General features: G+C 53.1%; 26 protein-coding genes. 11 read left to right on the top strand and 15 right to left on the bottom strand.

The window, feature by feature from the left end:
• Window positions 1–24: 24 nt before the first annotated feature.
• Entirely contained in the window at window positions 25–1533 is a 1509-nt protein-coding gene (locus ABH899_RS23745; protein ID WP_370001061.1) for a replication initiation and membrane attachment family protein, read from the bottom strand.
• A 266-nt stretch (window positions 1534–1799) separates the two neighbouring features.
• On the opposite strand from ABH899_RS23745, the gene ABH899_RS23740 reads away from it, so the two are divergent.
• A complete protein-coding gene (locus tag ABH899_RS23740) occupies window positions 1800–2024 on the top strand; it encodes a PspC domain-containing protein (RefSeq protein WP_009676275.1) in 225 nt (74 codons plus the stop codon).
• A gap of 94 nt (window positions 2025–2118) precedes the next feature.
• Here ABH899_RS23740 and ABH899_RS23735 read toward each other — a convergent pair whose 3' ends face one another.
• On the bottom strand, window positions 2119–2382 hold the full coding sequence (locus ABH899_RS23735) for a YuiB family protein (RefSeq protein ID WP_009676274.1): 264 nt from the start codon (window positions 2380–2382) through the stop codon (window positions 2119–2121).
• A 193-nt stretch (window positions 2383–2575) separates the two neighbouring features.
• On the opposite strand from ABH899_RS23735, the gene hemQ reads away from it, so the two are divergent.
• The gene (gene hemQ, locus ABH899_RS23730; protein WP_009676262.1) at window positions 2576–3322 is read left to right on the top strand and encodes a hydrogen peroxide-dependent heme synthase; all 747 of its coding nucleotides are present in this window, start codon (window positions 2576–2578) and stop codon (window positions 3320–3322) included.
• A 377-nt stretch (window positions 3323–3699) separates the two neighbouring features.
• Here the strand turns inward: hemQ and ABH899_RS23725 are convergent, their stop codons facing one another.
• Together ABH899_RS23725 and ABH899_RS23720 are read right to left on the bottom strand one after the other, a co-directional pair.
• The gene (locus ABH899_RS23725; RefSeq protein ID WP_009676256.1) at window positions 3700–3978 is read right to left on the bottom strand and encodes a hypothetical protein; all 279 of its coding nucleotides are present in this window, start codon (window positions 3976–3978) and stop codon (window positions 3700–3702) included.
• A 120-nt stretch (window positions 3979–4098) separates the two neighbouring features.
• On the bottom strand, window positions 4099–5292 hold the full coding sequence (locus ABH899_RS23720; protein ID WP_370001057.1) for an NAD(P)/FAD-dependent oxidoreductase: 1194 nt from the start codon (window positions 5290–5292) through the stop codon (window positions 4099–4101).
• A gap of 398 nt (window positions 5293–5690) precedes the next feature.
• Between ABH899_RS23720 and ABH899_RS23715 the strand changes: the two genes are divergently transcribed.
• Window positions 5691–6695 carry an NAD(P)/FAD-dependent oxidoreductase gene (locus tag ABH899_RS23715; protein ID WP_370001055.1) on the top strand — a complete coding sequence of 335 codons (1005 nt, stop codon included), beginning with the start codon at window positions 5691–5693 and terminating at the stop codon, window positions 6693–6695.
• A gap of 101 nt (window positions 6696–6796) precedes the next feature.
• The gene (locus ABH899_RS23710; protein WP_218228100.1) at window positions 6797–7051 is read left to right on the top strand and encodes a hypothetical protein; all 255 of its coding nucleotides are present in this window, start codon (window positions 6797–6799) and stop codon (window positions 7049–7051) included.
• 37 nt (window positions 7052–7088) lie between these two features.
• Here ABH899_RS23710 and sda read toward each other — a convergent pair whose 3' ends face one another.
• Entirely contained in the window at window positions 7089–7244 is a 156-nt protein-coding gene (gene sda, locus ABH899_RS23705) for a sporulation histidine kinase inhibitor Sda (RefSeq protein ID WP_009676266.1), read from the bottom strand.
• Window positions 7245–7686: 442 nt separating this feature from the next.
• On the opposite strand from sda, the gene ABH899_RS23700 reads away from it, so the two are divergent.
• Window positions 7687–7848, top strand: coding sequence for a hypothetical protein (locus ABH899_RS23700; protein ID WP_009676280.1), 162 nt, complete (start codon window positions 7687–7689; stop codon window positions 7846–7848).
• A gap of 93 nt (window positions 7849–7941) precedes the next feature.
• Window positions 7942–8367: a large-conductance mechanosensitive channel protein MscL gene (gene mscL / locus ABH899_RS23695; RefSeq protein ID WP_085981308.1), complete on the top strand. Its 426-nt coding sequence runs from the start codon at window positions 7942–7944 to the stop codon at window positions 8365–8367.
• 184 nt (window positions 8368–8551) lie between these two features.
• On the opposite strand, the gene erpA is transcribed toward mscL, so the two are convergent.
• Both erpA and ABH899_RS23685 read right to left on the bottom strand, forming a co-directional pair.
• Window positions 8552–8911, bottom strand: coding sequence for an iron-sulfur cluster insertion protein ErpA (gene erpA, locus ABH899_RS23690; protein WP_170318715.1), 360 nt, complete (start codon window positions 8909–8911; stop codon window positions 8552–8554).
• A gap of 101 nt (window positions 8912–9012) precedes the next feature.
• The gene (locus ABH899_RS23685) at window positions 9013–9216 is read right to left on the bottom strand and encodes an aspartyl-phosphate phosphatase Spo0E family protein (protein WP_016423556.1); all 204 of its coding nucleotides are present in this window, start codon (window positions 9214–9216) and stop codon (window positions 9013–9015) included.
• Window positions 9217–9588: 372 nt separating this feature from the next.
• On the opposite strand from ABH899_RS23685, the gene mqnE reads away from it, so the two are divergent.
• Together mqnE and ABH899_RS23675 are read left to right on the top strand one after the other, a co-directional pair.
• Window positions 9589–10692 carry an aminofutalosine synthase MqnE gene (mqnE, locus tag ABH899_RS23680; protein WP_009673165.1) on the top strand — a complete coding sequence of 368 codons (1104 nt, stop codon included), beginning with the start codon at window positions 9589–9591 and terminating at the stop codon, window positions 10690–10692.
• Between the two features lie 80 nt (window positions 10693–10772).
• Entirely contained in the window at window positions 10773–11837 is a 1065-nt protein-coding gene (locus tag ABH899_RS23675; RefSeq protein WP_009673186.1) for an NAD(P)/FAD-dependent oxidoreductase, read from the top strand.
• 55 nt (window positions 11838–11892) lie between these two features.
• Here the strand turns inward: ABH899_RS23675 and ABH899_RS23670 are convergent, their stop codons facing one another.
• Together ABH899_RS23670 and ABH899_RS23665 are read right to left on the bottom strand one after the other, a co-directional pair.
• Window positions 11893–12147, bottom strand: coding sequence for a YuzB family protein (locus tag ABH899_RS23670; RefSeq protein WP_317957031.1), 255 nt, complete (start codon window positions 12145–12147; stop codon window positions 11893–11895).
• A gap of 88 nt (window positions 12148–12235) precedes the next feature.
• On the bottom strand, window positions 12236–12478 hold the full coding sequence (locus ABH899_RS23665; protein WP_370001050.1) for a hypothetical protein: 243 nt from the start codon (window positions 12476–12478) through the stop codon (window positions 12236–12238).
• A 207-nt stretch (window positions 12479–12685) separates the two neighbouring features.
• Between ABH899_RS23665 and ABH899_RS23660 the strand changes: the two genes are divergently transcribed.
• Window positions 12686–12934, top strand: a complete 249-nt coding sequence (locus ABH899_RS23660) for a NifU family protein (protein WP_009673094.1) — start codon at window positions 12686–12688, stop codon at window positions 12932–12934.
• Between the two features lie 63 nt (window positions 12935–12997).
• Here the strand turns inward: ABH899_RS23660 and ABH899_RS23655 are convergent, their stop codons facing one another.
• The 4 genes from ABH899_RS23655 to ABH899_RS23640 form a co-directional block, all read right to left on the bottom strand.
• On the bottom strand, window positions 12998–13786 hold the full coding sequence (locus tag ABH899_RS23655) for an SDR family oxidoreductase (protein WP_370001048.1): 789 nt from the start codon (window positions 13784–13786) through the stop codon (window positions 12998–13000).
• Window positions 13695–14516 carry a Cthe_2314 family HEPN domain-containing protein gene (locus ABH899_RS23650; RefSeq protein ID WP_370001046.1) on the bottom strand — a complete coding sequence of 274 codons (822 nt, stop codon included), beginning with the start codon at window positions 14514–14516 and terminating at the stop codon, window positions 13695–13697. Before ABH899_RS23650 ends, ABH899_RS23655 begins: the two co-directional genes overlap by 92 nt.
• A 444-nt stretch (window positions 14517–14960) precedes the next feature.
• Window positions 14961–15992 carry a COX15/CtaA family protein gene (locus ABH899_RS23645; protein WP_009673118.1) on the bottom strand — a complete coding sequence of 344 codons (1032 nt, stop codon included), beginning with the start codon at window positions 15990–15992 and terminating at the stop codon, window positions 14961–14963.
• A gap of 297 nt (window positions 15993–16289) precedes the next feature.
• Window positions 16290–16634, bottom strand: a complete 345-nt coding sequence (locus ABH899_RS23640) for a thioredoxin family protein (RefSeq protein WP_370001044.1) — start codon at window positions 16632–16634, stop codon at window positions 16290–16292.
• A gap of 217 nt (window positions 16635–16851) precedes the next feature.
• Here ABH899_RS23640 and ABH899_RS23635 point away from each other — a divergent pair, with 217 nt between their 5' ends.
• Together ABH899_RS23635 and ABH899_RS23630 are read left to right on the top strand one after the other, a co-directional pair.
• Window positions 16852–17694, top strand: a complete 843-nt coding sequence (locus tag ABH899_RS23635; RefSeq protein WP_370001042.1) for an SPFH domain-containing protein — start codon at window positions 16852–16854, stop codon at window positions 17692–17694.
• A gap of 8 nt (window positions 17695–17702) precedes the next feature.
• Window positions 17703–17894 carry a type II toxin-antitoxin system antitoxin gene (locus tag ABH899_RS23630; protein ID WP_370001040.1) on the top strand — a complete coding sequence of 64 codons (192 nt, stop codon included), beginning with the start codon at window positions 17703–17705 and terminating at the stop codon, window positions 17892–17894.
• 113 nt (window positions 17895–18007) lie between these two features.
• Here ABH899_RS23630 and ABH899_RS23625 read toward each other — a convergent pair whose 3' ends face one another.
• Both ABH899_RS23625 and ABH899_RS23620 read right to left on the bottom strand, forming a co-directional pair.
• Complete coding sequence (locus ABH899_RS23625; RefSeq protein ID WP_370001038.1) at window positions 18008–18490, bottom strand: GNAT family N-acetyltransferase; 483 nt, start codon at window positions 18488–18490, stop codon at window positions 18008–18010.
• Between the two features lie 141 nt (window positions 18491–18631).
• Complete coding sequence (locus ABH899_RS23620) at window positions 18632–20206, bottom strand: copper amine oxidase N-terminal domain-containing protein (RefSeq protein ID WP_370001036.1); 1575 nt, start codon at window positions 20204–20206, stop codon at window positions 18632–18634.
• Window positions 20207–20399 lie beyond the last annotated feature (193 nt).

Here is a 20399-nt window from a genome sequence, read left to right as displayed (position 1 = left end):
TCCTCCCGCCATTGTCTAGCACTCTCAGGAATTAAACATTTCATCGAGCTTCTTCGCCTTGCGCAGCATCGCTTCCAGCTCTTCCTCCGTTACGCGGGACGTCTGTCCCTTGTTCTGGACGATCGGAATCTGCGGCTTCATCTGCTTGCCTGCCGTGCGCGCTTTCCCTTTGCCGGCGTAACCGCCGGAAGCTTTGGCCGCCGCCGCTTTGGCTGCCGCCTGCTGCCGGAACTGCAGCCGCTGGCGCACATATTCGACGGCCTGCTCGAACGAGGCGATCTGCTTGCCGAGCATGTCCGACGCGACCGCTTCGATGGACGACTTGGCCCACGAGCGTTTGTCGATATGGATATAATGAATCAGGACATTAATGACTTCTTCTTTAAGCTTATAATTGAGATCGATTTTCTCGAAAATATCCAGAACCCCGTTCGGAACCGGACCTTGGGTGAAAAAGCTTTGCAGCACCAGGGTGTAAGGTTCGTTTCTAAGCAGCGAATTGTACTGGTGCTCGTTGTGCGCTCCCTGCAGGAAAGCCGGAACCTCCAGGTAGTACTGCATTTCCACCGACCGGGTTCCTTCTTCGGAATCGGCCGTATTGTCCCCGGCGTCGCCCGGCTCTGCGCGGTGAAGGAAGCGCTCGCGCTCTTCCTCTCTCTTCTTTCCCTGGCGGAAATACAGATTCGCCTTGTACTGCAAGGAATCGATCTGAAGCTCGCCGTCCTCGTCGAACATTCCGTCCTCATCGAGCAGACGAACCGTTTCCTGCAGAGTCAGGCTGTATTTCCTCGCTACCATGTTAATGGAGATCATCGTTTCGGGCTTGTACTTCAGATTCTCGACATAGATGCGGTTAAACGACTCCCGGGGATACCGGGTGATGAGATCCGCGTAGGCGTAGCCTTTGGTCGTCACGTCAAGCGCCTGCGCCGCCTGTTTGCCGGCCGACGCTTCGTACAGCGCCTGCTCCAGCTCGTAGTCGATCACCTGGGTGTTCAGGCGAAACAGCTCGTAGAAAGGAACCGACAAATTCTCGCTGTCCGCTCCCGCCAGCTCCGCGGGCTCCGGCATCGTAAGCTCGTCGCGCAGCGACAGCAGCAGAAACTTGCCGATTTTGTCCCGGAGGAGCAGGGTCAGATGCTGATTGCGGAAAAATTCGTTAGGTGAAAGCGGGCAAGACAGCGTGTACTCGTAGATGTAATCATCCTCGTCCTCCATGTAAATGCGAGACGTCTGGAGCAGCCCGACGGCCTCCAGTTTCGAGGACTGCTCGATGAACAGCTTGCGGCTGCGCTCGCCCGGGTCCAATTCCAGCGATAAAAAAAGCTTGCGCTGCTGCTCCAGCCCGGCATAGCCCGTTTTATCCGACGGGACCTGCTGGTAGAGCGTATGGTACAAGCTGACGGCATAGCCCCCGATCATCGGCTGATAGATCGAAGACAGCATTTTATAATCAAGACTGCTTAACGCGAAATCCCGGTACACGCAGAACCGGTGATTCTCTGTAAAATGCAGCAAATTGGTCAATCGCATAGCATCAAACTCTCCATCCGTACCTTAAAAGGTCTGAACATCATTTTACCACAAATCTCGACAGGGAAGGGAGTGAAAAATGTTACCTGGCCTTAATGACGAGGGGCCGCCCCGACTAAAGTCTAACTCCAAAACCGCCTTAGGGCCGTTTTGGCTCTCCTCCCGATCCGGTAAGATAAAGACATGAAATACGGAAACGGCGCAAGACAAACGAGCCGGACGGTTCCGGACCCCACAATCGACTATTCCAAAGGAGAGAATTAATCATGAATAAACTTTTCCGTTCCAGAACAGACCGTAAGCTTACAGGACTTTGCGGAGGCCTTGCCCAGCTGCTGGGCGTAGACGCTACCATCGTCCGCCTGATCGCTGTAATCGGAGCCGTGTTCAGCTTCGGCACCTTCACTCTGATTTACATCGTCGCTTCCTTGCTCGTTCCCAAAGAGCCTTATGCAGGCTACGGCTATCACGATTCTTACCACACGTACTAATCGGCTGCGGAAGCCGCAAACGGATGTCCCTTCTAAATTAAGAAAGCCCGGAGCTGATGCTCCGGGCTTTTTCTGGCTGTCTTTACAGCGTGTTCTAGAACATTTTGAAGCCTTTGATTCTCAGCGTGCGGATCGTCGTGCCGCTCACGACGGCCCCTATGAGTCCTCCGATGACCGGCGCGATATCCACCGCTGTAATCGATGTCATTTTGTCGCTGTAGTAGAAGCTCAGCCCGATGATCAGCGCCACAAACGCATAGACCGGAAACCAGGTCGTTTTCATCAGCATATTTAGAATAAACCCGAGTCCAAAAAACAGCACGAACATCAGGACGATGACGATGACCAACTGAATCAAAATCGGTCCACTCCTTTTACGCATTCTTCTCTCTATTGTAAAGCAATTTCCACAGTCAGGTAAAGTGTCCACATCATGAACATTGAGCGCACGACACCGTTTGTTCATTTGCCTTTTGAAAGCGGAGCCGATACAATGAGAAAGATTGGTAAGACCCGAATTTCTCTAGATTAAAGGAGGGTTTCCGTTTCTTATGAGTGAAGCCATCGAAACATTAGAAGGTTGGTACGCCCTGCACGATTTCCGCCGCATGGACTGGAATGCCTGGAAAGAAGCGTCTCCGGAAGAGCGCAAGCGCGCGGAGGACGAGCTTCGTTCGTTTATCGGCGAGTGGGCAACAATTGAAGATAATAAAGAAGGAAGCACGGCTCTGTACAGCATCGTAGGCCAGAAGGCCGATATTCTGTTCATGCAGCTCCGCGAAACGCTCGAAGAGCTGAACGATCTGGAGACCGCCTTCAACAAATCGGCGTTCGCCAAATACACAATCCCGGTCTACTCCTATGTATCGGTCGTCGAACTGAGCAGCTACATGGCCAAGCCGGGCTCCGATCCGATGGAAAATCCCGAAGTGGTCGCACGCTTGAAGCCGACGCTGCCTAAAGCGAAGCACATCTGCTTCTATCCGATGAACAAACGCCGTCAAGGCAGCGACAACTGGTACATGCTCGACCTCGAATCGCGCAAAGCCATGATGCGCAGCCACGGCATGATCGGCCGCAGCTACGCCGGCAAAGTCAAACAGATCATCACCGGCTCCGTCGGCTTCGATCTGTGGGAATGGGGCGTCACGCTGTTCGCCGACGACGCGCTGCAGTTCAAGAAGCTCGTGTACGAAATGCGCTTCGATGAAGTGAGCGCACGCTACGGCGAGTTCGGCGACTTCTACGTCGGCAACCTGCTCGACAATGACCGCCTCGGCCGTCTGCTGGACGTATAGCCCGCCCCGCGGCAAGCAAAAAAGCCTGAACGTTTCCCTTAGGGAAGACGTTCAGGCTTTTTTGCGCCGGCGGACGGGGCGCGCCCTCTCCGCCAGGGGTCCGGCGGGAGGTGCCGCGGCCGGCGCTTCCCCGCGGGGCGCGACTCGCGACCGGCGAACCGCGCCGCAGCGGCCGCTTGCGGGCGGGCCTCGCGTACACGCAGCCGCTGCGTTCCGTACGGCCGCCTAGCTTCCGTACGCATGCCGTGGGCGCTGCGTACCGCGAGTTAAGCCCTGTAACACGCGATTCGGCTTCGTTGCGTGCCCGCAAATCTCGCGAAGACCGGCGGGCCGTTATATCCCGTCTCGGCGGAACCCGACCGGCGCGATACGGCTCCTTAGTCCTCGTCGTCTTCCTCCGCGATCCGCTTCATTTCGGCTTCCATCTCCGCCTTGCGGCGCAGATAGTCCTCCGTGTCGCGGTCACGCTGGCGGCTCTTCTCCTTGAGCCGTTCTATCGCCGGAAGGATAAGTATGTCGATCTCCTTCTGAACGACGGCCACGTGACCGTATTCCTTCTGATTCTCCAGATAGTGGCCGACTTCGATCAGCGCATTGTAGCGGTCCAGCTCGCTGCGGGTCAAAAGCCCGCGTACTTGTACACTGCAGTGTCTCATTTCGTATGTACACCTCCCCCGGCTGCCTTATCCGTTCAGCAAAAAAGCCGCCCCGGCGCGCCCTCTGCGGACGGTTGCCGGTGGCGGCTTCGGTCTTGATCATCCTGTCCGGAAAGCCGATTAGCGCAGCTTTCCTTTGCGGACCACGAGCGGAAGACCGCCAATCGTATACAGGTAGCGCATATCGATGACTTTCTTCATTAGAGCCGCCGTACCGCCCTTCATTTTCTTCGTACCGACAATGCCGATGGCTTCGCCTTTGCCCAGGGAAGCTACCGTGCCGCGGTTGACGAACGCGAATTCCTTCAACGCGTTGCCGCGTATGGAAGCCACGAGGTTTAACGCGCAGTTCTCCCCCTGCTGGGTCGCGATTTGAGCCGTCGGCGGGTAAGGCCTCCCTTCGGGATTCATCACGAGGGAGCAGTCGCCCGTTACGAAAATATTGTCGTAACCCGGCGCGCGCAGGAATTCATCGACCTTGATGCGGCCGCGCATCGTTTCGAAGCCCGCATCCTCCAGGAGATGATTGCCGCGGATTCCTCCCGTCCAGATGACGGTACCCGTTTTGATGAATTCGTCCCCTGCGATGAGGACGCCTTCCGGCGTGCATTCCTTGATCGCGGTGGCGATTTTGAACGTGACGCCTTTATCGGTCAGCAGGCGCATCGCATACTCCACCAGCTCCGGATCGAAGCCGGGCAAAGCCGTCGGAGCCGCTTCGATATTATAAATGTGGACAAGCGCCGGGTCCACGTCGAACTCTTTGCACAGCTCGGGGATACGGTCCGCCAGTTCCCCGACGAATTCAATGCCGGAGAAACCCGCGCCGCCTACGACGAAAGTCAGCAGCTCTTTGCGGTCCGGCTCCTGTTTGAACCTCGCGAACTGGTATTCGATGTGTTCGCGGATATGACGTACGCTGTTAATGCTGCGGATCGTCATCGCATATTCTTTTAAACCCGGGATTCCGAACGTTTCCGGCTCGCCGCCGAGACCGATAACCAGATAATCGTAAGACAGGGTGCCGTCTTCGAGGATGACTTTCTTCTCCCCCGGACGGATTTGAACTACGGTCGATTTCACGAAGTCCACCTTGAATTCATCGATCAGTGAGGAAATATTGACGCGTGCATTATCAGGTTTATCCGTTCCGGCTGCGGGCATATGCAGATGGGTCGTAATATAATGATAATCATGCTTGTTCACCAGCGTTACGTCCGCTTCGTTATAATTTAACAGTTTCTGAAGACGTAAAGATGTTACAACACCACCGTAGCCAGCGCCCAATATGACTATCCTTGGGACTCTACTCATTGGTTCTCTCTCACTTCCATACTTTTTTAAGGGCTTGCATTGTGAAAATTAACACATATCTCCTTACGGATATGCCCGTGAAAATGTTTCTCTCTCTATCCTTCGAGCCAGGCAAATTCGCCATTTTTCACGGAAATGCAGCACCAATCTCATGCAATCATATAATGTGCCCTGTTAAATAGCAAGGGTCAATTTCCTCAAAAACGAAGGTTTTCCAACCAGTAATTTCCACCGACTAAAGGGGAAGTTAGTCCCAAATTAGCGCCTTTGGAAGAGCCTTTCAGAAGGATTGTCAACCGGTTTGCTCGGCTTTATACATCTATTTGGTTTATTTCCGCATTTCGGGCGTTTATAATGGAGCAGAAAGCAATGTGCAGAACAGTGGAGGTGTCCGAGTAGTGAGTGAAACCGAAATTCAGCACGACCAAGTGAAAGATCTGATCATCATCGGGGGCGGACCGGCCGGTATGTTTGCGGCGTTTTACGGGGGTATGCGTCAGGCTTCCGTTACGTTAATCGAAAGTATGCCTCAACTGGGCGGGCAGCTTGCCGCTCTGTATCCGGAGAAGCATATATACGATGTAGCGGGATTTCCGAAAGTGACCGCGCAGGAGCTTGTGAACAGCCTGGCCGTCCAGATGAATCACTTTCCGATTCACGTTTGTCTGGAAGAGAAAGTTCTGCAGGTGGTCAAGAAAGAGGAGCGCCTGTTCGAGGTTATCACGGATAAGGAATCTCATTTGGGCAAGGCGGTTATCATTACCGGAGGCGTCGGCGCCTTCGAACCGCGCCGTCTGGAACTGCCGGATGCTGCCCGGTACGAGAAAACGAATCTGCACTATTTCGTCAGCGATCTGAACTCGTTCGCCGGTCAGAAGGTTCTTATCAGCGGCGGAGGCGATTCCGCCGTCGACTGGTCGCTCATGCTGGAGCCGATCGCCGAGCAGGTTACGCTCATTCACCGCCGGGATAAATTCCGCGCCCATGAGCACAGCGTGGAGAAGCTGATGAATTCCCGCGTCAACGTCGTCACGCCGACCGAAATCACCGGGCTCGAAGGCGAAGATGCGATCCGCAAAGTAACCCTGAAGCATGTCAAGACAGGGGAAGAAACGGTGCTCGACGTCGATGCCGTCGTCGTTAATTTCGGTTTCGTTTCTTCATTGGGTCCGATCGCGGAGTGGGGGCTTCAGATCGAGAACGGCTCCATCGTCGTCGATTCGCGGATGGAGACGAACGTACCCGGCATCTTCGCGGCAGGAGACATCACCACGTACCCGGGCAAGCTGAAGCTCATCGCCGTGGGCTTCGGAGAAGCGCCCACCGCCGTCAACAACGCGAAAGTTTATCTGGACCCGTCCGCCAAACTTTCACCGGGACACAGCAGCAACATGAAGTTCTGATGCAAGAGCCGCAGACCGACTCTTACAAATGAAAATAAAGCACGAAGGGCATTCTAACTTTGACGCCGCGAACCCGCGAGCCGATTGAGGAGGAATGCCTTTTGTCTACTTTCTGCGCCGTTTGCAACGGAATGGACGAGCTCAGCGCCGTCTGTCCGCACTGCGGAAGCGGCAGCGCGTCCGACTGCGGACGGGTTAACGATTATTTCGGCCCCTACTCTCCTTACCGGCCGATCGAAGATATCTCCATGACCAACGGATACCCGGATGTCACGCGGAGCGAATGTCTGCATATGCTTTATTGCGAGGCATGCGGCGCAAGCTCGGTGCTGGCCGTTTCCGAGAGCTTAGCTTGATCTTCATTCTATTTTGACCGGCGGACAAAAAAAGAAGCTACGCAAGCGCAGCTTCGTCGCTATGATAAGCTTCCAGCACAATATGTCTCCGGTTAATTTCGCCTAGTAGTAAATCGACAAATTCCGATTCCAGTTCAAGGTCAAGGGCTTTGAAATACGATTCAACGAGGGTCTCGTCGCTAATCTGTCTCATACCAACCACCTTTCCTGCTTAACTTGTCATTATATTACCATGTGCCAAAAATTAGAACAATCGTTCTGTTATCCACAATCCCATGTGCATATCTTGTGGGTAATTTGTGAATAGACTCTAATATTGGCGAGTTTTGTAGGTGGGATGATGTGGACAAAGTTATACACACCTTTTTTTACTTTACCGTGATAAAAACAAATAATCGGAACTTGTCCCTCCATCAACAGAATTCATGAAGCTTCATTTGCGGATTTATTTAAATCTCCGCGCTGATTTCCCATATAACGGGAATAATCCGACTCCTTTCGCATATATTGAACGTAGTTGTCGTCCCTACTCCCTTTTGGGACCTGTAAATTTCACAGGATGGACGATCTCATTTAACGTAGATTTAATACTGGCCGTTTATACTGGGTTCAGTAAGCGAAAGGAGAAGTGAGTCATGATCGTCTACGACATCGTAGTCAACGGAGAAGTGAAAGAGACCATCCGGCCGCAGAAGCTCCGTTTGAAGGAACTGTATGCGTACATGCTGGAACAGTCCAAGCAGATGAAAATGAAGTACGGGGAAAACACGCGCGTTCTCAAACGCATTCTCTATTAATTGCATATTGATTCCCTGGTGCCCCCTCTGATAGACTAGGAGGGTAAAAGGGAGGCTGTATTGCACTTGGAAAATCAACCTAAAAAAATTCAAATCATCGGCGAATTCAAAAAGTTTATTATGCGCGGCAACGTTGTGGACCTTGCGGTCGGCGTTATCATAGGGGCCGCTTTCAATAAAATCGTGACCTCGCTCGTCAACGATATCCTTATGCCCCCGATCGGTTTGCTGCTCGGCAAGATGGATTTCAAGAATTTAAAACTTCCTCTGTCAGGCGGCGTCACGATCAATTACGGAGCCTTTATCAATAACATCATCGATTTTATCATCGTTTCGGCCGTCATTTTCCTGATGATCCGCCAGATGAACAAGCTGCGCAGAAAAGAAGAACCTCAAGAGGAAGTCAAGTCCGAGCCGACGAAGGAGTGCCCCTACTGCATTTCGGAAATCGCCGCGAAGGCAACCCGCTGTCCTCGCTGCACTTCGGTGCTTGAACCGGAAGCGCTGCCCCAATCGTAGGGCCGGTTCGCTCTGCTTTCATTTCACATCTTAACCTATTGAATTCCACACAAAAAACCTGCTAGATGGCAGCCTTGGGGCGCATCTCGCAGGTTTTTATTTTTCCGGGCTCTCATACTCCCTGAAACAAAAGAAAAGAACCGCAGGGACGTAAACCGCCCTGGGGTTCTCTCTCTTAACCGGCTTAGTCGTCGCACTTCTCCGCTTTGCCTTCTTCGCCTTTCACCTTGAAGGAAGCGCCGCAGCCGCAAGATGCTACCGCATTGGGGTTGTCGATCGTGAAGCCTCCGCCCATGCCGGCATCCTTGTAGTCGATCTCGACGCCATACAGGTATTTCGCGCTTTCCGGGTCCACGACCACTTTCAAGCCGCTGAAATCCAGAACCTTATCTTCTTCCTTCTGGTCGTTGTCGAAACCCATACCGTACGAAAAACCGCTGCATCCGCCTTCTTTGACACCGACGCGCAGAAAAAGATCCGGTGTTTCCTCGGCCGCGAGCATTTCCTTGATTTTGTCCGTTGCCTCTTCACTGATCTTGATCAGACTCATATAAATAAACCTCCTTGTACGGAGCGGCCTTAGTCCAGCGCCCGACTCCTGAAAGCAGTCTTTTAGTAATCCACTTATCTTCCTTTAGTATACTCCTATTCAAGCTTCGTCTCAAGAGGTGACTCTCCCCGCTCCAGTTGGTAGTACCGCAGTATAAGTTTGTCGAGTCTTCTGCTGTCGTGCTGTACACTCGGGTGCAGGAATCCATATTTCATCCCGTTCTCTACCATCTGGGACCGCAGCTGCTCGATTCTGACGTCAAGCTTCTGTCTGCATTCCCACTCCTCCGATTGCTGCATATGTACCTACCATCCTATCCAAAAAAAGATCACCACTTCAGTGTACATCAAACCCCGAAGGATAATAAAGACCTTTTTACCAGTTTTTGTCCGGGTCTGCGAATATATTTACCGGCAAACCGGTACAGAGGCGGCGGTTCAGGCCGCCCTGGAAGAGCTGCAAGCTTTATCCTTATTGCCCCTTTGGGATGACAGGTTTATAATAGGAGGGATGAAACCGGACTTTTATCGCTTTTTTTAGTATGGAATCCTGCAGCCGACGTTATTCGGTTGACGGGATATGCTTCTTTGTAGAGGTTCACTTGATTTTGAACGTACGGTGAAAAATTTACACAGGATGGATTCAAAAGATCCGACGGGGAGGGTATACTAGTGAATGTCATTATAGACAGTCCTGACCGCCGCATGGCGGAAATTGCAGAAAAGGTTGAGAACGGAGAACGTCTTTCGCGGGAGGACGGCCTGTTTTTGTACCAATCGGACGATTTGTTGACCATTGGTCAATTAGCCAATAAGGTCAACCTGCGCAAGAACGGCAAAAACGTGTATTTTGTACAAAACATGAGTTTGTATTTTACAAACGTATGCGAAGAACACTGCGCGTTTTGCCATTTCCGCAGAGATGAAGGCGAGGCAGGCTCCTACACGCTGACGCCTTCTGAGATGCTGACGTATATCTCCGAAAATTTCCACCCGGATATTCGCGAGTTCCACATCAGCCAGGGTCACAATCCGCACGTGCCGTTCCAATATTATGTGGACGCCCTGCGCACCCTGAAACAGCATTATCCGCAAGTATCGATCAAAGCCCATACGGCGGCCGAAATCGACTTCTTCGCGCGAATCAGCGGACTCAGCTACAAAGAGGTGCTCCGCACCCTGATGGATGTAGGTCTCGATACGCTGCCCGGCGGCGGAGCCGAGATTTTGACCGAGCGCTACCGCAAGAAGATGAGGGTCGAGAAAGCCGACACGAACCAATGGCTGGATGTCCATCGTTCGGCTCACGAGCTCGGCATGAAGACGCATGCGACGATGCTCTACGGCTCGATCGAGACGCTTGAAGAGCGTATCGAGCACATGGCCCTGCTGCGCGATCTGCAGGATGAAACCGACGGATTCCTCGTGTTCATCCCGAATTCGATCCAGCCGGCCAGCGCGAGCGCGGGTATCCGCCGCCGCGTGCCTGCCGTCGACGAGCTCAAAACGATTGCGATCAGCCGTTTGATGCTCGACAATTTCCCGCATATTAAAGCCTATTTTATTAACATGGGCATCAAAGTGACTCAGCTTGCGTTCCAATTCGGCGCATCTGACGCTCACGGAACCATTGTGAAGGAACGCATTTCCCACGCCGCGGGCGCTCAATCGCCGGACGGAGTCACGAAAGAAGATCTGGTCTGGCTGATTAAAGGAGCGGGACGAGTTCCGGTTGAACGGGATACCTTCTACAATGTGGTTCAAACCTACAACTAATTGGGGTAAGAACCTTTTAGAAGCCTTTGACACAAGATGATGCAACGAACAAAAGCCATGGCAGAAGGGATTCATGTAACATGAACAAGTTTGTTATTCTGGGAGGCGGTTATGGCGGCATAACCATAGCCACGGAGCTTCTGGAAAAAGAAATACCCGACAACTGGACGGTCACGATGGTCGACCGTTCGCCTTTTCAAGGGCTGAAGACGGAATACTACGCGCTGGCTGCCGGTACGGCCGCCGAGACGGAACTTCGCGTTGCCTATCCGAACGATCCCAGATTATCGCTTAAATACGGAGAGGTTACGGAAGTGAACCTGGAAACAAAGCAGGTGATCTTTGCCGACAAAGAACCGCTCGACTACGATTACCTCGTGATCGGCCTCGGCTGTGTGGACAATTTCCACGGCATTCCGGGCGCGCAGGAATTTTCCAACGGCATTCAGACCTTCTCGCAAACCCGCATCACGTATCAGCGTGTCAATGACGTCGTTCCTTACGGTCAGGTTACCATCGTCGGCGGCGGCCTGAGCGGGGTGGAAATGGCGGCGGAGCTTCGCGAAAGCCGGCAGGATATCAATATCCGTATCCTGGACCGCGGCGCAAGCATTCTGTCCTCCTTCCCAACCAAGGCGAAAGAATTCGTACGTGACTGGATGCTCGACCACGACATCGAAATGCGTTCCCACGTCTCTCTGAAAAGACTGGAAGGCGGCGATCTCTACAACGAAGAAGAGATCATCCGTACGGACGCCACGATCTGGACGGCCGGCATCAAGCCGAGTCCGATCGTCGAACAGCTCGCGGTGGACAAAGATCCTTCCGGACGCGTTCTGCTGAACGAGTACCATCAGATCCCGTCCCACCCGAACGTGTTCGTCGTCGGTGACTGCGCCAGCCTGCCGTTCTCCCCGAGCGCCCAGGCGGCCGAATCGCAGGGCAAACAGATCGTCGAGGTGATGCAGGCTCTGTGGAAGAACGAAACGCCTAAGCTAGGCCAGATCAAGCTCAAAGGGGTCCTCGGTTCCCTCGGCAAGAAGACAGGCTTCGGCCTGATGGGTAAGAAAACCGTTATGACAGGCATGGTTCCGCGTGTCCTGAAAAACGGAGTCCTGTGGATGTCCAAACACCACTGGGGCTAGAAAAGCAAAAAAAAGCCCGGTTTGCAGACATTGTGCAGACCGGGCTTTTTGTTATTCAGTCGCCGAACAGATCGTACATCTCTTCGACTTCCTTTATTTTTTTGGAAATTTCGTCAAACAGCTTGTCGGCTGTCTCCGCCGCTACGATTTCACCGTTCACCATGGCAAAAGGAAAAAGGTAACATTCCCCGCAGTTTCCCAGACATCCGTATTCGATGACATCGTAATCCGGATTGTCCTCCAGCTTCTTCATGACGGCGTCCGTACCGTGATGCATATTGCTTGCGCAAAACTCAATGATAGGTCTCATGTTTGATCTCCACCTGTTTCACAAACTATCTGTATTGTAACACATCCGGGGAGATTTGAGCATAGGATCGCGGACGGACGGCACGCCATTATCTTCCCCTGGTATACTCCGGTCTGAAGTACAGGCTCCGCATAATGTCGGTGATCGAGTCTTGAACGTCGAACGCATCGGCCACTACACCGCTTCCGCTGCAGCGCGCGCAGGCCGTTTTCCCGCTTCCTCCGCAGGACGTGCAGATTCCCCGGTCTCCCCGGCTTCCTTCACCGGAGCAGCTTTGACACTCCGTTTCCCCATCCCCATAACAGTGGAAGCAATCGTTATTCTCGTTCATCGTGACTCAATCCTCTCCGCTTTTAATGTTATAATACAGTTCTCGTTTTATATGATTTGTATTATATAACATATGCCGCAGAATAAGAAGTGTTTTTTTGAAAAAAAATAAACGGCCGGCCCGAACGTCCGGCCGCCCCTTTCTATGCGGGGGATATTTTTTTTTCCCGAAATGTACTATAATAAAATAAGAAAGGAGTCGATTGAAATGACTGAAAATACCCAAAGTGCAACCATGTATGATGAAGTACTTGAGGTTCTAGATAAGCTTCGCCCGTTCCTGCAGCGTGATGGCGGTGACGTGGAACTGGTGGACGTGGAAGACGGTATCGTAAAACTGAAGCTGATGGGTGCATGCGGAAGCTGCCCGAGCTCCACGATTACGCTGAAAGCCGGTATCGAGCGTGCGCTTGTCGAAGAAGTAGAAGGCGTTGTCGAGGTTGTTCAAGTATTCTAATAAAAAAGACCGGCCCTTGGGGCCGGTCTTTTTTATGGCTTATGGGCATGAAGCGGGCTCCGCTTATCTGCCCTGCTTCAGCATCGGCAGCGTCTGGATCGGATCGAGGCCGCCGTTCACTTCCATGATGTTCCCCGTCAGGAAATCCGACTTCGGGTCGCACAGGAAGGACAACACCCGGGCGACATCCTCGCCCGTGCCGGGTCTGCCCCGCGGCGTTTCATCGTCTGTGCAGTTCTCCACTTCCTCGATCCGCTTCTCCTTGTTGGCTCCGCGGATATCGCCCGGACAGATCATGTTCACGGTGATCCCGTGGGCCGCTTCTTCTTCGGCCAGTGTCTTCGTGAACGAAACCAGCCCCACCTTGGCGGCCGCATAGACGGCCCTGTGGGGCCAAGCACGCGCTTCGGCGGCATGGCCGAAGCCGAAGTGGATGATGCGGCCCCAGCGCTTGCGCCGCATGTGGGGCAGCAGCGCGTGATCCAGCCGGATCACGCCGAGCAGGTTGCCGTTGATGAGATAATCAATCTCATCGCGCTTATAATCCGCGAACAGCCTCCGTTCGCGGATGAAAGGGCCGGCGTTGTTGACGAGCACATCGACGCCGCCCATCGTTTCCCCCACCGTCTCCGCGATGCGCTCGATATCCTCGCCGCGGGAGACGTCGCCTTGAATCGCGGCGGCGCGGACGCCCGTATTCTGGATGTGCCTGACCAGGTCGTGCGCTTCCTCTTCACTATGTACATAATTGATAACGATATCATACCCTTGATTGGCCAGCGTTAGCGCCGCCATTTTGCCGAGCCCTTTCGCGCTGCCCGTGATGAGAGCCGTTCTGCGTACCTCCGCCATGATTCTCCTCCCCGTTTTCCCCTATGCTGCCCTTGGATATATATTGGAACACGAGATCCATCGTGATGCAAACCATCTCGTATCCGCGGTCCATCTGCGCCAGATTATCCGCGATATTCTCCACTTGGATACGGTCGCCCAAATAGGAGTGGGACAGCATCAGATCATCCAGCATCTCTACATTCACGTAGTGAATTTCCATATTCCGCTGGTTGCGAAGAACCTGGAGCGGCTGTTTGGCTTCTGTTTTCAGTTCGTACAGTTTTTGCTGCAGGGCGGGATGAACCCCGCTCTCTCTCATTTTACGCAATACGGTAAAAAAGGAAAAGTGCGTTTTGAGGGTCTCCGTTTTGAGATCGAACAAATCGTTCAAAAAATACCCCAGCTTATCCAGCACCGAAAAAAGACGGATAAGCGCGTTTTTATAAAAATAAACATACCGCCTGTAATCGTCCAGCTCCTCGGGCTGCATTTCATCGAGATAAGACTTCTTGACACGTTCGGCAAAACGTCCGGCGCAGTATTTGCTTTCCTCCAGCTCATCCAAAGCATCGAGAAACCCTTGGGACCATACATAGAGTCTATGCAGCTTTTTGGGGCTGTAGGAGGGCGAAGAATGTCGGCTTTGCTGAAGGACGTTCAAATAACGCTTGATCGAAGTGAAAGCTTGTTCCAGCCGCTCGTCGGAGCGCTCGCCGCGTTTCGTCTCGTTGAAAATCGTTCTTAGCATGGCTTTCACTCATTTCCTTATTTTTTTCAGTATGAGCTCCGTCTCCGCGATCCATACATTCGGGTCCGGCCGGCCCGGAGCTTCCTATGAAGCGGCCGCTCCTTACGGGGCGTCTACTTTGGGATTACCCTAAATGAGCCTTTTTCGAAAAACGGGAGTCGTCGGCGCTCGGCCCGGACGTCTCGGCTGAACGGTTGATCCGCCCGCTCCGGGCCTTCCGGGAAAGCGGGTCAAGGCCCCATCCGTCTCCGTTAGCCGCCGCACGGTGCATCCAGACTCCACCCGGCATTCCGTCAGACAAATTTTCGCGGCAAAAAGAAAAACGGCTGCCCTTCACATTCGTGAAAAGCAGCGCGTTTTCCTTCCTCTAATTGAATGCGGCGTGGAATCAACCGCAAGTTCTCGGGTCGAAGGGACGCCGGAGACAGCCAGGCCCGCAAAAAGTCATTCCGTTACGGCTTCCTTTCGGTTAACGGGAGCCTTCGCCTGCTTCGGACTTTCCTGCTTGCTGCGCGGCTGCTCGGCACCCAGCGGTACGCGCGCATTCAGCATCACGACGCACAGGTAGCTGATCCATCCGAACAAGGCGCAGATCAGAACCGCGTGGATCATGCCGGTGAACAAGAAAGCCGTATCGTGTCCCAAGGACCAGGTAACGGTAGCTCCGCTGAAAATTTGAGCGATCAGGAAGCCCAGCACCCAGCCCGCGCCTTTGTACACATTTTCAAGATGGCTGTATTTCTTCCGTGCGATCAGGAACAAAGCGAGTCCGAAGATGAACATAATCACCGCCGCGATGCGGTGGACAAATACGATTCCGGTGGCGCCCGTCAGTTCCGGGACGACCTGTCCGTTACAGAGCGGCCAGCCGATGCAGCCTCCCGAAGACTCCGTATGCCGGACAAAAGCGCCCACATAAACGACGATGTAGCAGTAGACGCCGACAAACCAGACGAAAGCGCGGAAGCCGCGGCCGATCGGAGCGGCATCTTTCGGCAGCGCCGGTGTGCGGCCGTCCGCCGTACGGGCGACAGAAACCGCGTAGTTTCCCCATTTCGTGAACGTCAGCCAGAGCAGCAGCGTCATGGCGAAAGCAAGCAGCGAAAGGCCGAAATGAAGCGCCATAACCGCGGAAGACTGCGAAAAGACAACGGCCAGGGCACCCATAATCGCCTGCAGCACGGTGAAGAAGCCCGCACCCGCTACGAAATATTTCGCGTCCTTACGGCTGACCGTTTTGAAAACAAGAATAAATGTGGCGAGCAGCAGCAGACCCACAAGGCCCGTCACCGCCCGGTGACTGTATTCGATAACGGATGAGATCGTATAGGCCGGAACGAACTTGCCGTTGCAGAGCGGCCATTCGTTACCGCAGCCCAAACCCGAATCGGTTTTGGTTACGAGCGCGCCCATAATCACGATCAGGAACATGCCGATCATGGTCAGAAAGGACAACCGCTTCGTTAATTTATACATACCATGCACCTACTTCTCTATAATCAATAAGGCTATTTTTGCAAGAGATTTGGCCGCCAGACAGCAGCAATGCCGCTTGTATTCATTATAGCTACTATTCGGGGCCAATTCCATTCGCAAATGTTACAAAGCCTTGAAAGAAGCGGCTGGCACGCGGCCCATCATTAGGGAGTCCCTAATGACCACAAATTATGCAGAAAGACGCGGCTGGAAACGGTATACAAAAAAACAGCCGTTCCCGAAGGAACGGCTGTTTTTGTTTTACTTAAAAGAGAACGGGTCTCCCGAGTGCCTGTATTACTTGGCCAGCGCGTTGCCCACTTCGATCGCACGGTCCAGGAACTGCTCGATCTCTTCACGCGTTTTGCGCAGCTTGCTGACAAAACGGATCAGCTCCTGCCCGCCGCTGAAGGCGATAAAGCTCGGAATGCCCAGAATGTTCAATTCTTCGCAGAGATCGGGCACTTCGTCCCGGTCCAGCTCGATGAACGAGATGCGCCCGGCATACGCCTTTTCCAGATCCGGCATAAAAGGCTCGATATAATGGCAGTCTTTACACCAGGTTGCTTTAAAAACGGCAACGGTCACTTCGGATTTCTCTACCGCCGCCCGGAAATCTTGTTCATTGTGGACTTTTTCCATGGGGATCACCTCGAATAGAATCGTCCGGCCTTCATTCCCGACCGGCTTCATCGGAATCTGATAAACTTGTTTATCTTATAGCATGCTCCTCCGGGCCTGTCAATAACGGCAAAAATGCGGTCCATTCGGCCATTTACAGACATTGTAAAAAGTGATATCATATGAATATCAAAAAGATATTTTAAATTTTCTGATTGTCTAAAAGGAGATGAACGCGATGACCGAACGTCATGTATGGAAAATCAACGGATTTGTCGGCCTGCTTGCTATGGTCTTATTTATCGGAGCAGGTATTTTCTGCCTGACCGCGGAGCTGATTATCCCCGCCGTGCTGCTGTTTGTGCTGGCAGGCGTAGTGCTCAGCTCGTTTACCGTCGTACAGCCGAACCAGGGGATGGTCGTCAATTTTTTCGGCCGCTACAGCGGCACAGTCCGCGACAGCGGCTTCTGGGTAACGATCCCCTTCAGCGAGCGCAAAAAAATGTCGCTGCGTGTCCGCAACTTCAACAGCGCGCGGCTGAAGGTCAACGATGTGGACGGCAATCCCATTGAAATTGCGGCCGTCGTCGTTTTTCGCGTAGTCGATACGGCCAAAGCCAAGTTCGAAGTCGATAATTACCAGGCATTCGTGGAAATTCAAAGCGAGACCGCTCTCCGTCATGTCGCCTCCAAATACCCGTACGACTCATATGCCGGAGAAGCCTACTCTCTGCGCGCCAACAGCGAAGAGGTTGCCAAGGAACTCACCCTCGAGCTGCAAAGCCGCCTCAGCGTAGCCGGCGTTGAAGTATTGGAGTCCAGGCTGACTCACTTGGCCTACTCCACCGAGATCGCAAGCGCCATGCTCCAGCGCCAGCAGGCCTCCGCCATCATATCCGCACGCGAGAAGATCGTAGAAGGCGCGGTCAGCATGGTGCAGATGGCAATCGCCCGCCTTCAGGCGGAAGGCGTCGTCGAGCTGGATGAAGAGCGCAAAGCCGCGATGATCAACAACCTGCTCGTAGCGGTTGTCTCCGACAGGTCCGCCCAGCCTGTCATCAACTCCAGCTCCATTTATTAAGCTGACGCATGGCTGTTAAGAAGAACTTTCCGCTGCGGCTCGATCCGAAGCTCCATCAAGCTTTGGAGCGCTGGGCAGCCGACGAGTTCCGCAGCGTCAACGGGCACATCGAATTCCTGCTCCGGGAGGCGCTGGTGCGTGCAGGCAGAATGCCGGGTCACGCACCGGCGCCGCCTCCGGAATTGGAGAATGAGAACTGAGGCGAGAGGCGACACAAGCCTCCCGCCCCACCATAAGAGAGCCGATACTCCCCTCGGGGATATCGGCTCTACATTTTTAAGGCCATGCGTGAGCTGCACTGCTGCTCTTTTCTTCAAACGTCACGGCTTAATTCTTTCTTCACCTTAAAGTTAACCAGCTTGATCCCTCTGCATTCCACGCTTTGCTCCCAAACCAACCGGAACCCGTGATGTTCGAAAAACGGTTTCGCCGTGATACTCGCGTCCGCTTCCAGTTCGGCAAGCCCCCGGTTTTTTGCCTCGTATTCAAGAACGTTCAGTAAAGCTGAAGCTACTCCTTGTCCTTGAAAATCTTTATCCACGTACAGTCTGTCCACGTATCCGTTTACGGTCATATCCGAAAAGCCCACAATTTTGCCATTGATTAGAGCGACATACGTGATATTGCGGCTCATCGAATCCTTCCAGGATTCCAATCTGAGTTCCTCTTCCTCTTGGGATGCCCATGCATGAAGCTGCTCTTGGGTATAATCTTTCTTATTCACGGAATGAACGGTTTCATAAAACAACGAGACGATGGGGCGAATATCCGATACCTGAAACTTTCTGATTTCCATTTTATCTCCTCTTTGCCATCTTTGTAGGATTATCGCCGTATGCATCCGGCTTTAACCCCTTGCTGGCAAAAAAAGAGCGGGCTGTATACAGCCCGCTCCCTGCTCATGCTATTCGGCTTCCGCCTTCAATTTCTGCCGTATTTATTGACGTGTAATGATAACTGCATCCTGCTTGCTGTCCCATTTCGCTTCCCCGCCCAGCGCTTCGGCCAGGAATCTCAAAGGAACGCTGGTGTAGTCCCCGTGAAGCTCGACAGCCTGCTCCAGCGTCACCGGCTTACCGTCGACAAGCGCTTCGGCGCTGCCCAGCGTAAACACGATCGTATGGCCGCCGAGATCATCCGTTACCGTAATTTGCTTCGTTTCCCCGTCCCATTTCACTTTCGCGTCAAGCATATTCGCTACGTGCGTCACCGGCGCCATGGAAACATCGCCTTTGCGGTAGCCCCCAAAGCCGAACAAACTCATGTCCTCATCGTCCAGCGGCAGCGTAAAGGAACGCTTCGTAATCTGGAGATCCTCTTTGAGCAGCTTATAGATCGAGGAATTTTTATCCACCGATTTCAGGAAGCTTCCGAGAGAAGGAACCGATTCGGGATCAGCCGCATCGAAGACGAAACGGTCTCCTTCGGCTTTGACAGGGTTGATCGTGACGGGCTGATTAATATTCCATCTTTCACCGGTCACGCTCAGTTTGATCCCTTTCAATCCCGATTCCGCTTCAGGCAGCGGAATGGTAATTCCCGCGCTGCTTTTGCGGATTTGCTGGGAGCTGTCCACATACAAGTCCACGTTTACGGACGAGCGGTCGCTCAGAATGTCGCGGATCGGCTCATTGCCGGGACCGTTCACCAGCTTGTCGGTCGTTTCGTCATAGCTTGCCAGAACATCCTTCAGCCCGGTTTGTACGGCGGTATACATCGTTTCGACCGCTAGCGTTTTGTTGGACAGATAAGCATCCAGCAGCTTGTTCTCCTCGCCCGCTTGTGCGGCGGCTTCTTTGGCGATCGGTCCGAATACGTCGAATACGGTGCCGAGGAATTCCTTCAGGCCTTTCTCATCTGCGGCGATGTTCTGCAGGAAGGTTTTGACCAGACCGAGCGCTTCGCTGCCTTTAATTTCGGCATGAAGTTTTTGCAGGGAAACCGTCTCATTGTTCACTTTCTCCGAAACGGACGTAACCCCGATCGTCTTCGGATTCGGCGCATGGCCGATGAAGAACGACGCAAGCGTCGGAAGTTTGTCTTCGAGCACCTTCTGAAGCTCCTGGATGCTCTTCTGGCCCGGTACAAGTAAGCCTCCGTTAAGCTGACCTGTCTGCGCATTGCGAATGTAAATCGGCTTGCTTACGCCTTCGATGCGGATCATAATATCTTCGTTCTGAAGGGAGAGCTCGAAAGGGATGCTTCCCTTGCCGTATGTAAATTCGCCTTTCATCGATGCGTTCCGGGGATCCTGGATCTTCTCCTCCGTAAACTTGATCGTCACTTCTTTAAACAGGCCTACCAGCTTCTGCGCCTCGGGCGGCAGTCCGGCCAGATCTCCCGTCAGAAGTTCAAACTTGAGTGACTCCTGCGATTCCGCCGATTTGACGGCGTATTGGTTGACCAGCGCCTTGTTCACATCAAGACCTCCTACGGATTCGCAACCCGTAAGGACGATCATGAGCGCGCCCGTACCCCCGCACACAACCTTCTTCCAGTTATTCACTTTCATTTCTCCGGCTCCTTTCCAGCTCCCAAGTATTGCTAACTCTTTTATATACGCACAAGTAAGCAAAAAGACTCACATTCCCGATAAATTTTCCTGGAAAGCAGGACCGCTGCCCATTTGTTTGCATATCGTGCAAGAAGATGGAAAATCGGAAAAACCGGGCATCCTAATGATAGACGTTACGGCTGCTTCACAA

This window comes from Paenibacillus sp. RC84, from assembly GCF_041260495.1.
Classification (GTDB): Bacteria; Bacillota; Bacilli; order Paenibacillales; family NBRC-103111; genus Paenibacillus_F.
This window is presented reverse-complemented; position numbering and strand designations above follow the sequence as displayed.

Coding starts and splice junctions, on each gene's coding strand:
- ABH899_RS23630 (WP_370001040.1), top strand. CDS start 17,703: ATGGCTGTTAAGAAGAACTTTCCGCTGCGGCTCGATCCGAAGCTCCAT.
- sda (WP_009676266.1), bottom strand. CDS start 7,244: ATGAGACAGATTAGCGACGAGACCCTCGTTGAATCGTATTTCAAAGCC.
- ABH899_RS23675 (WP_009673186.1), top strand. CDS start 10,773: ATGAACAAGTTTGTTATTCTGGGAGGCGGTTATGGCGGCATAACCATA.
- hemQ (WP_009676262.1), top strand. CDS start 2,576: ATGAGTGAAGCCATCGAAACATTAGAAGGTTGGTACGCCCTGCACGAT.
- ABH899_RS23670 (WP_317957031.1), bottom strand. CDS start 12,147: ATGAGACCTATCATTGAGTTTTGCGCAAGCAATATGCATCACGGTACG.
- ABH899_RS23660 (WP_009673094.1), top strand. CDS start 12,686: ATGACTGAAAATACCCAAAGTGCAACCATGTATGATGAAGTACTTGAG.
- ABH899_RS23665 (WP_370001050.1), bottom strand. CDS start 12,478: ATGAACGAGAATAACGATTGCTTCCACTGTTATGGGGATGGGGAAACG.
- ABH899_RS23700 (WP_009676280.1), top strand. CDS start 7,687: ATGATCGTCTACGACATCGTAGTCAACGGAGAAGTGAAAGAGACCATC.
- ABH899_RS23620 (WP_370001036.1), bottom strand. CDS start 20,206: ATGAAAGTGAATAACTGGAAGAAGGTTGTGTGCGGGGGTACGGGCGCG.
- ABH899_RS23645 (WP_009673118.1), bottom strand. CDS start 15,992: ATGTATAAATTAACGAAGCGGTTGTCCTTTCTGACCATGATCGGCATG.
- ABH899_RS23740 (WP_009676275.1), top strand. CDS start 1,800: ATGAATAAACTTTTCCGTTCCAGAACAGACCGTAAGCTTACAGGACTT.
- ABH899_RS23625 (WP_370001038.1), bottom strand. CDS start 18,490: ATGGAAATCAGAAAGTTTCAGGTATCGGATATTCGCCCCATCGTCTCG.
- ABH899_RS23745 (WP_370001061.1), bottom strand. CDS start 1,533: ATGCGATTGACCAATTTGCTGCATTTTACAGAGAATCACCGGTTCTGC.
- ABH899_RS23685 (WP_016423556.1), bottom strand. CDS start 9,216: ATGCAGCAATCGGAGGAGTGGGAATGCAGACAGAAGCTTGACGTCAGA.
- ABH899_RS23720 (WP_370001057.1), bottom strand. CDS start 5,292: ATGAGTAGAGTCCCAAGGATAGTCATATTGGGCGCTGGCTACGGTGGT.
- ABH899_RS23655 (WP_370001048.1), bottom strand. CDS start 13,786: ATGGCGGAGGTACGCAGAACGGCTCTCATCACGGGCAGCGCGAAAGGG.
- ABH899_RS23640 (WP_370001044.1), bottom strand. CDS start 16,634: ATGGAAAAAGTCCACAATGAACAAGATTTCCGGGCGGCGGTAGAGAAA.
- ABH899_RS23635 (WP_370001042.1), top strand. CDS start 16,852: ATGACCGAACGTCATGTATGGAAAATCAACGGATTTGTCGGCCTGCTT.
- ABH899_RS23725 (WP_009676256.1), bottom strand. CDS start 3,978: ATGAGACACTGCAGTGTACAAGTACGCGGGCTTTTGACCCGCAGCGAG.
- ABH899_RS23650 (WP_370001046.1), bottom strand. CDS start 14,516: ATGCTAAGAACGATTTTCAACGAGACGAAACGCGGCGAGCGCTCCGAC.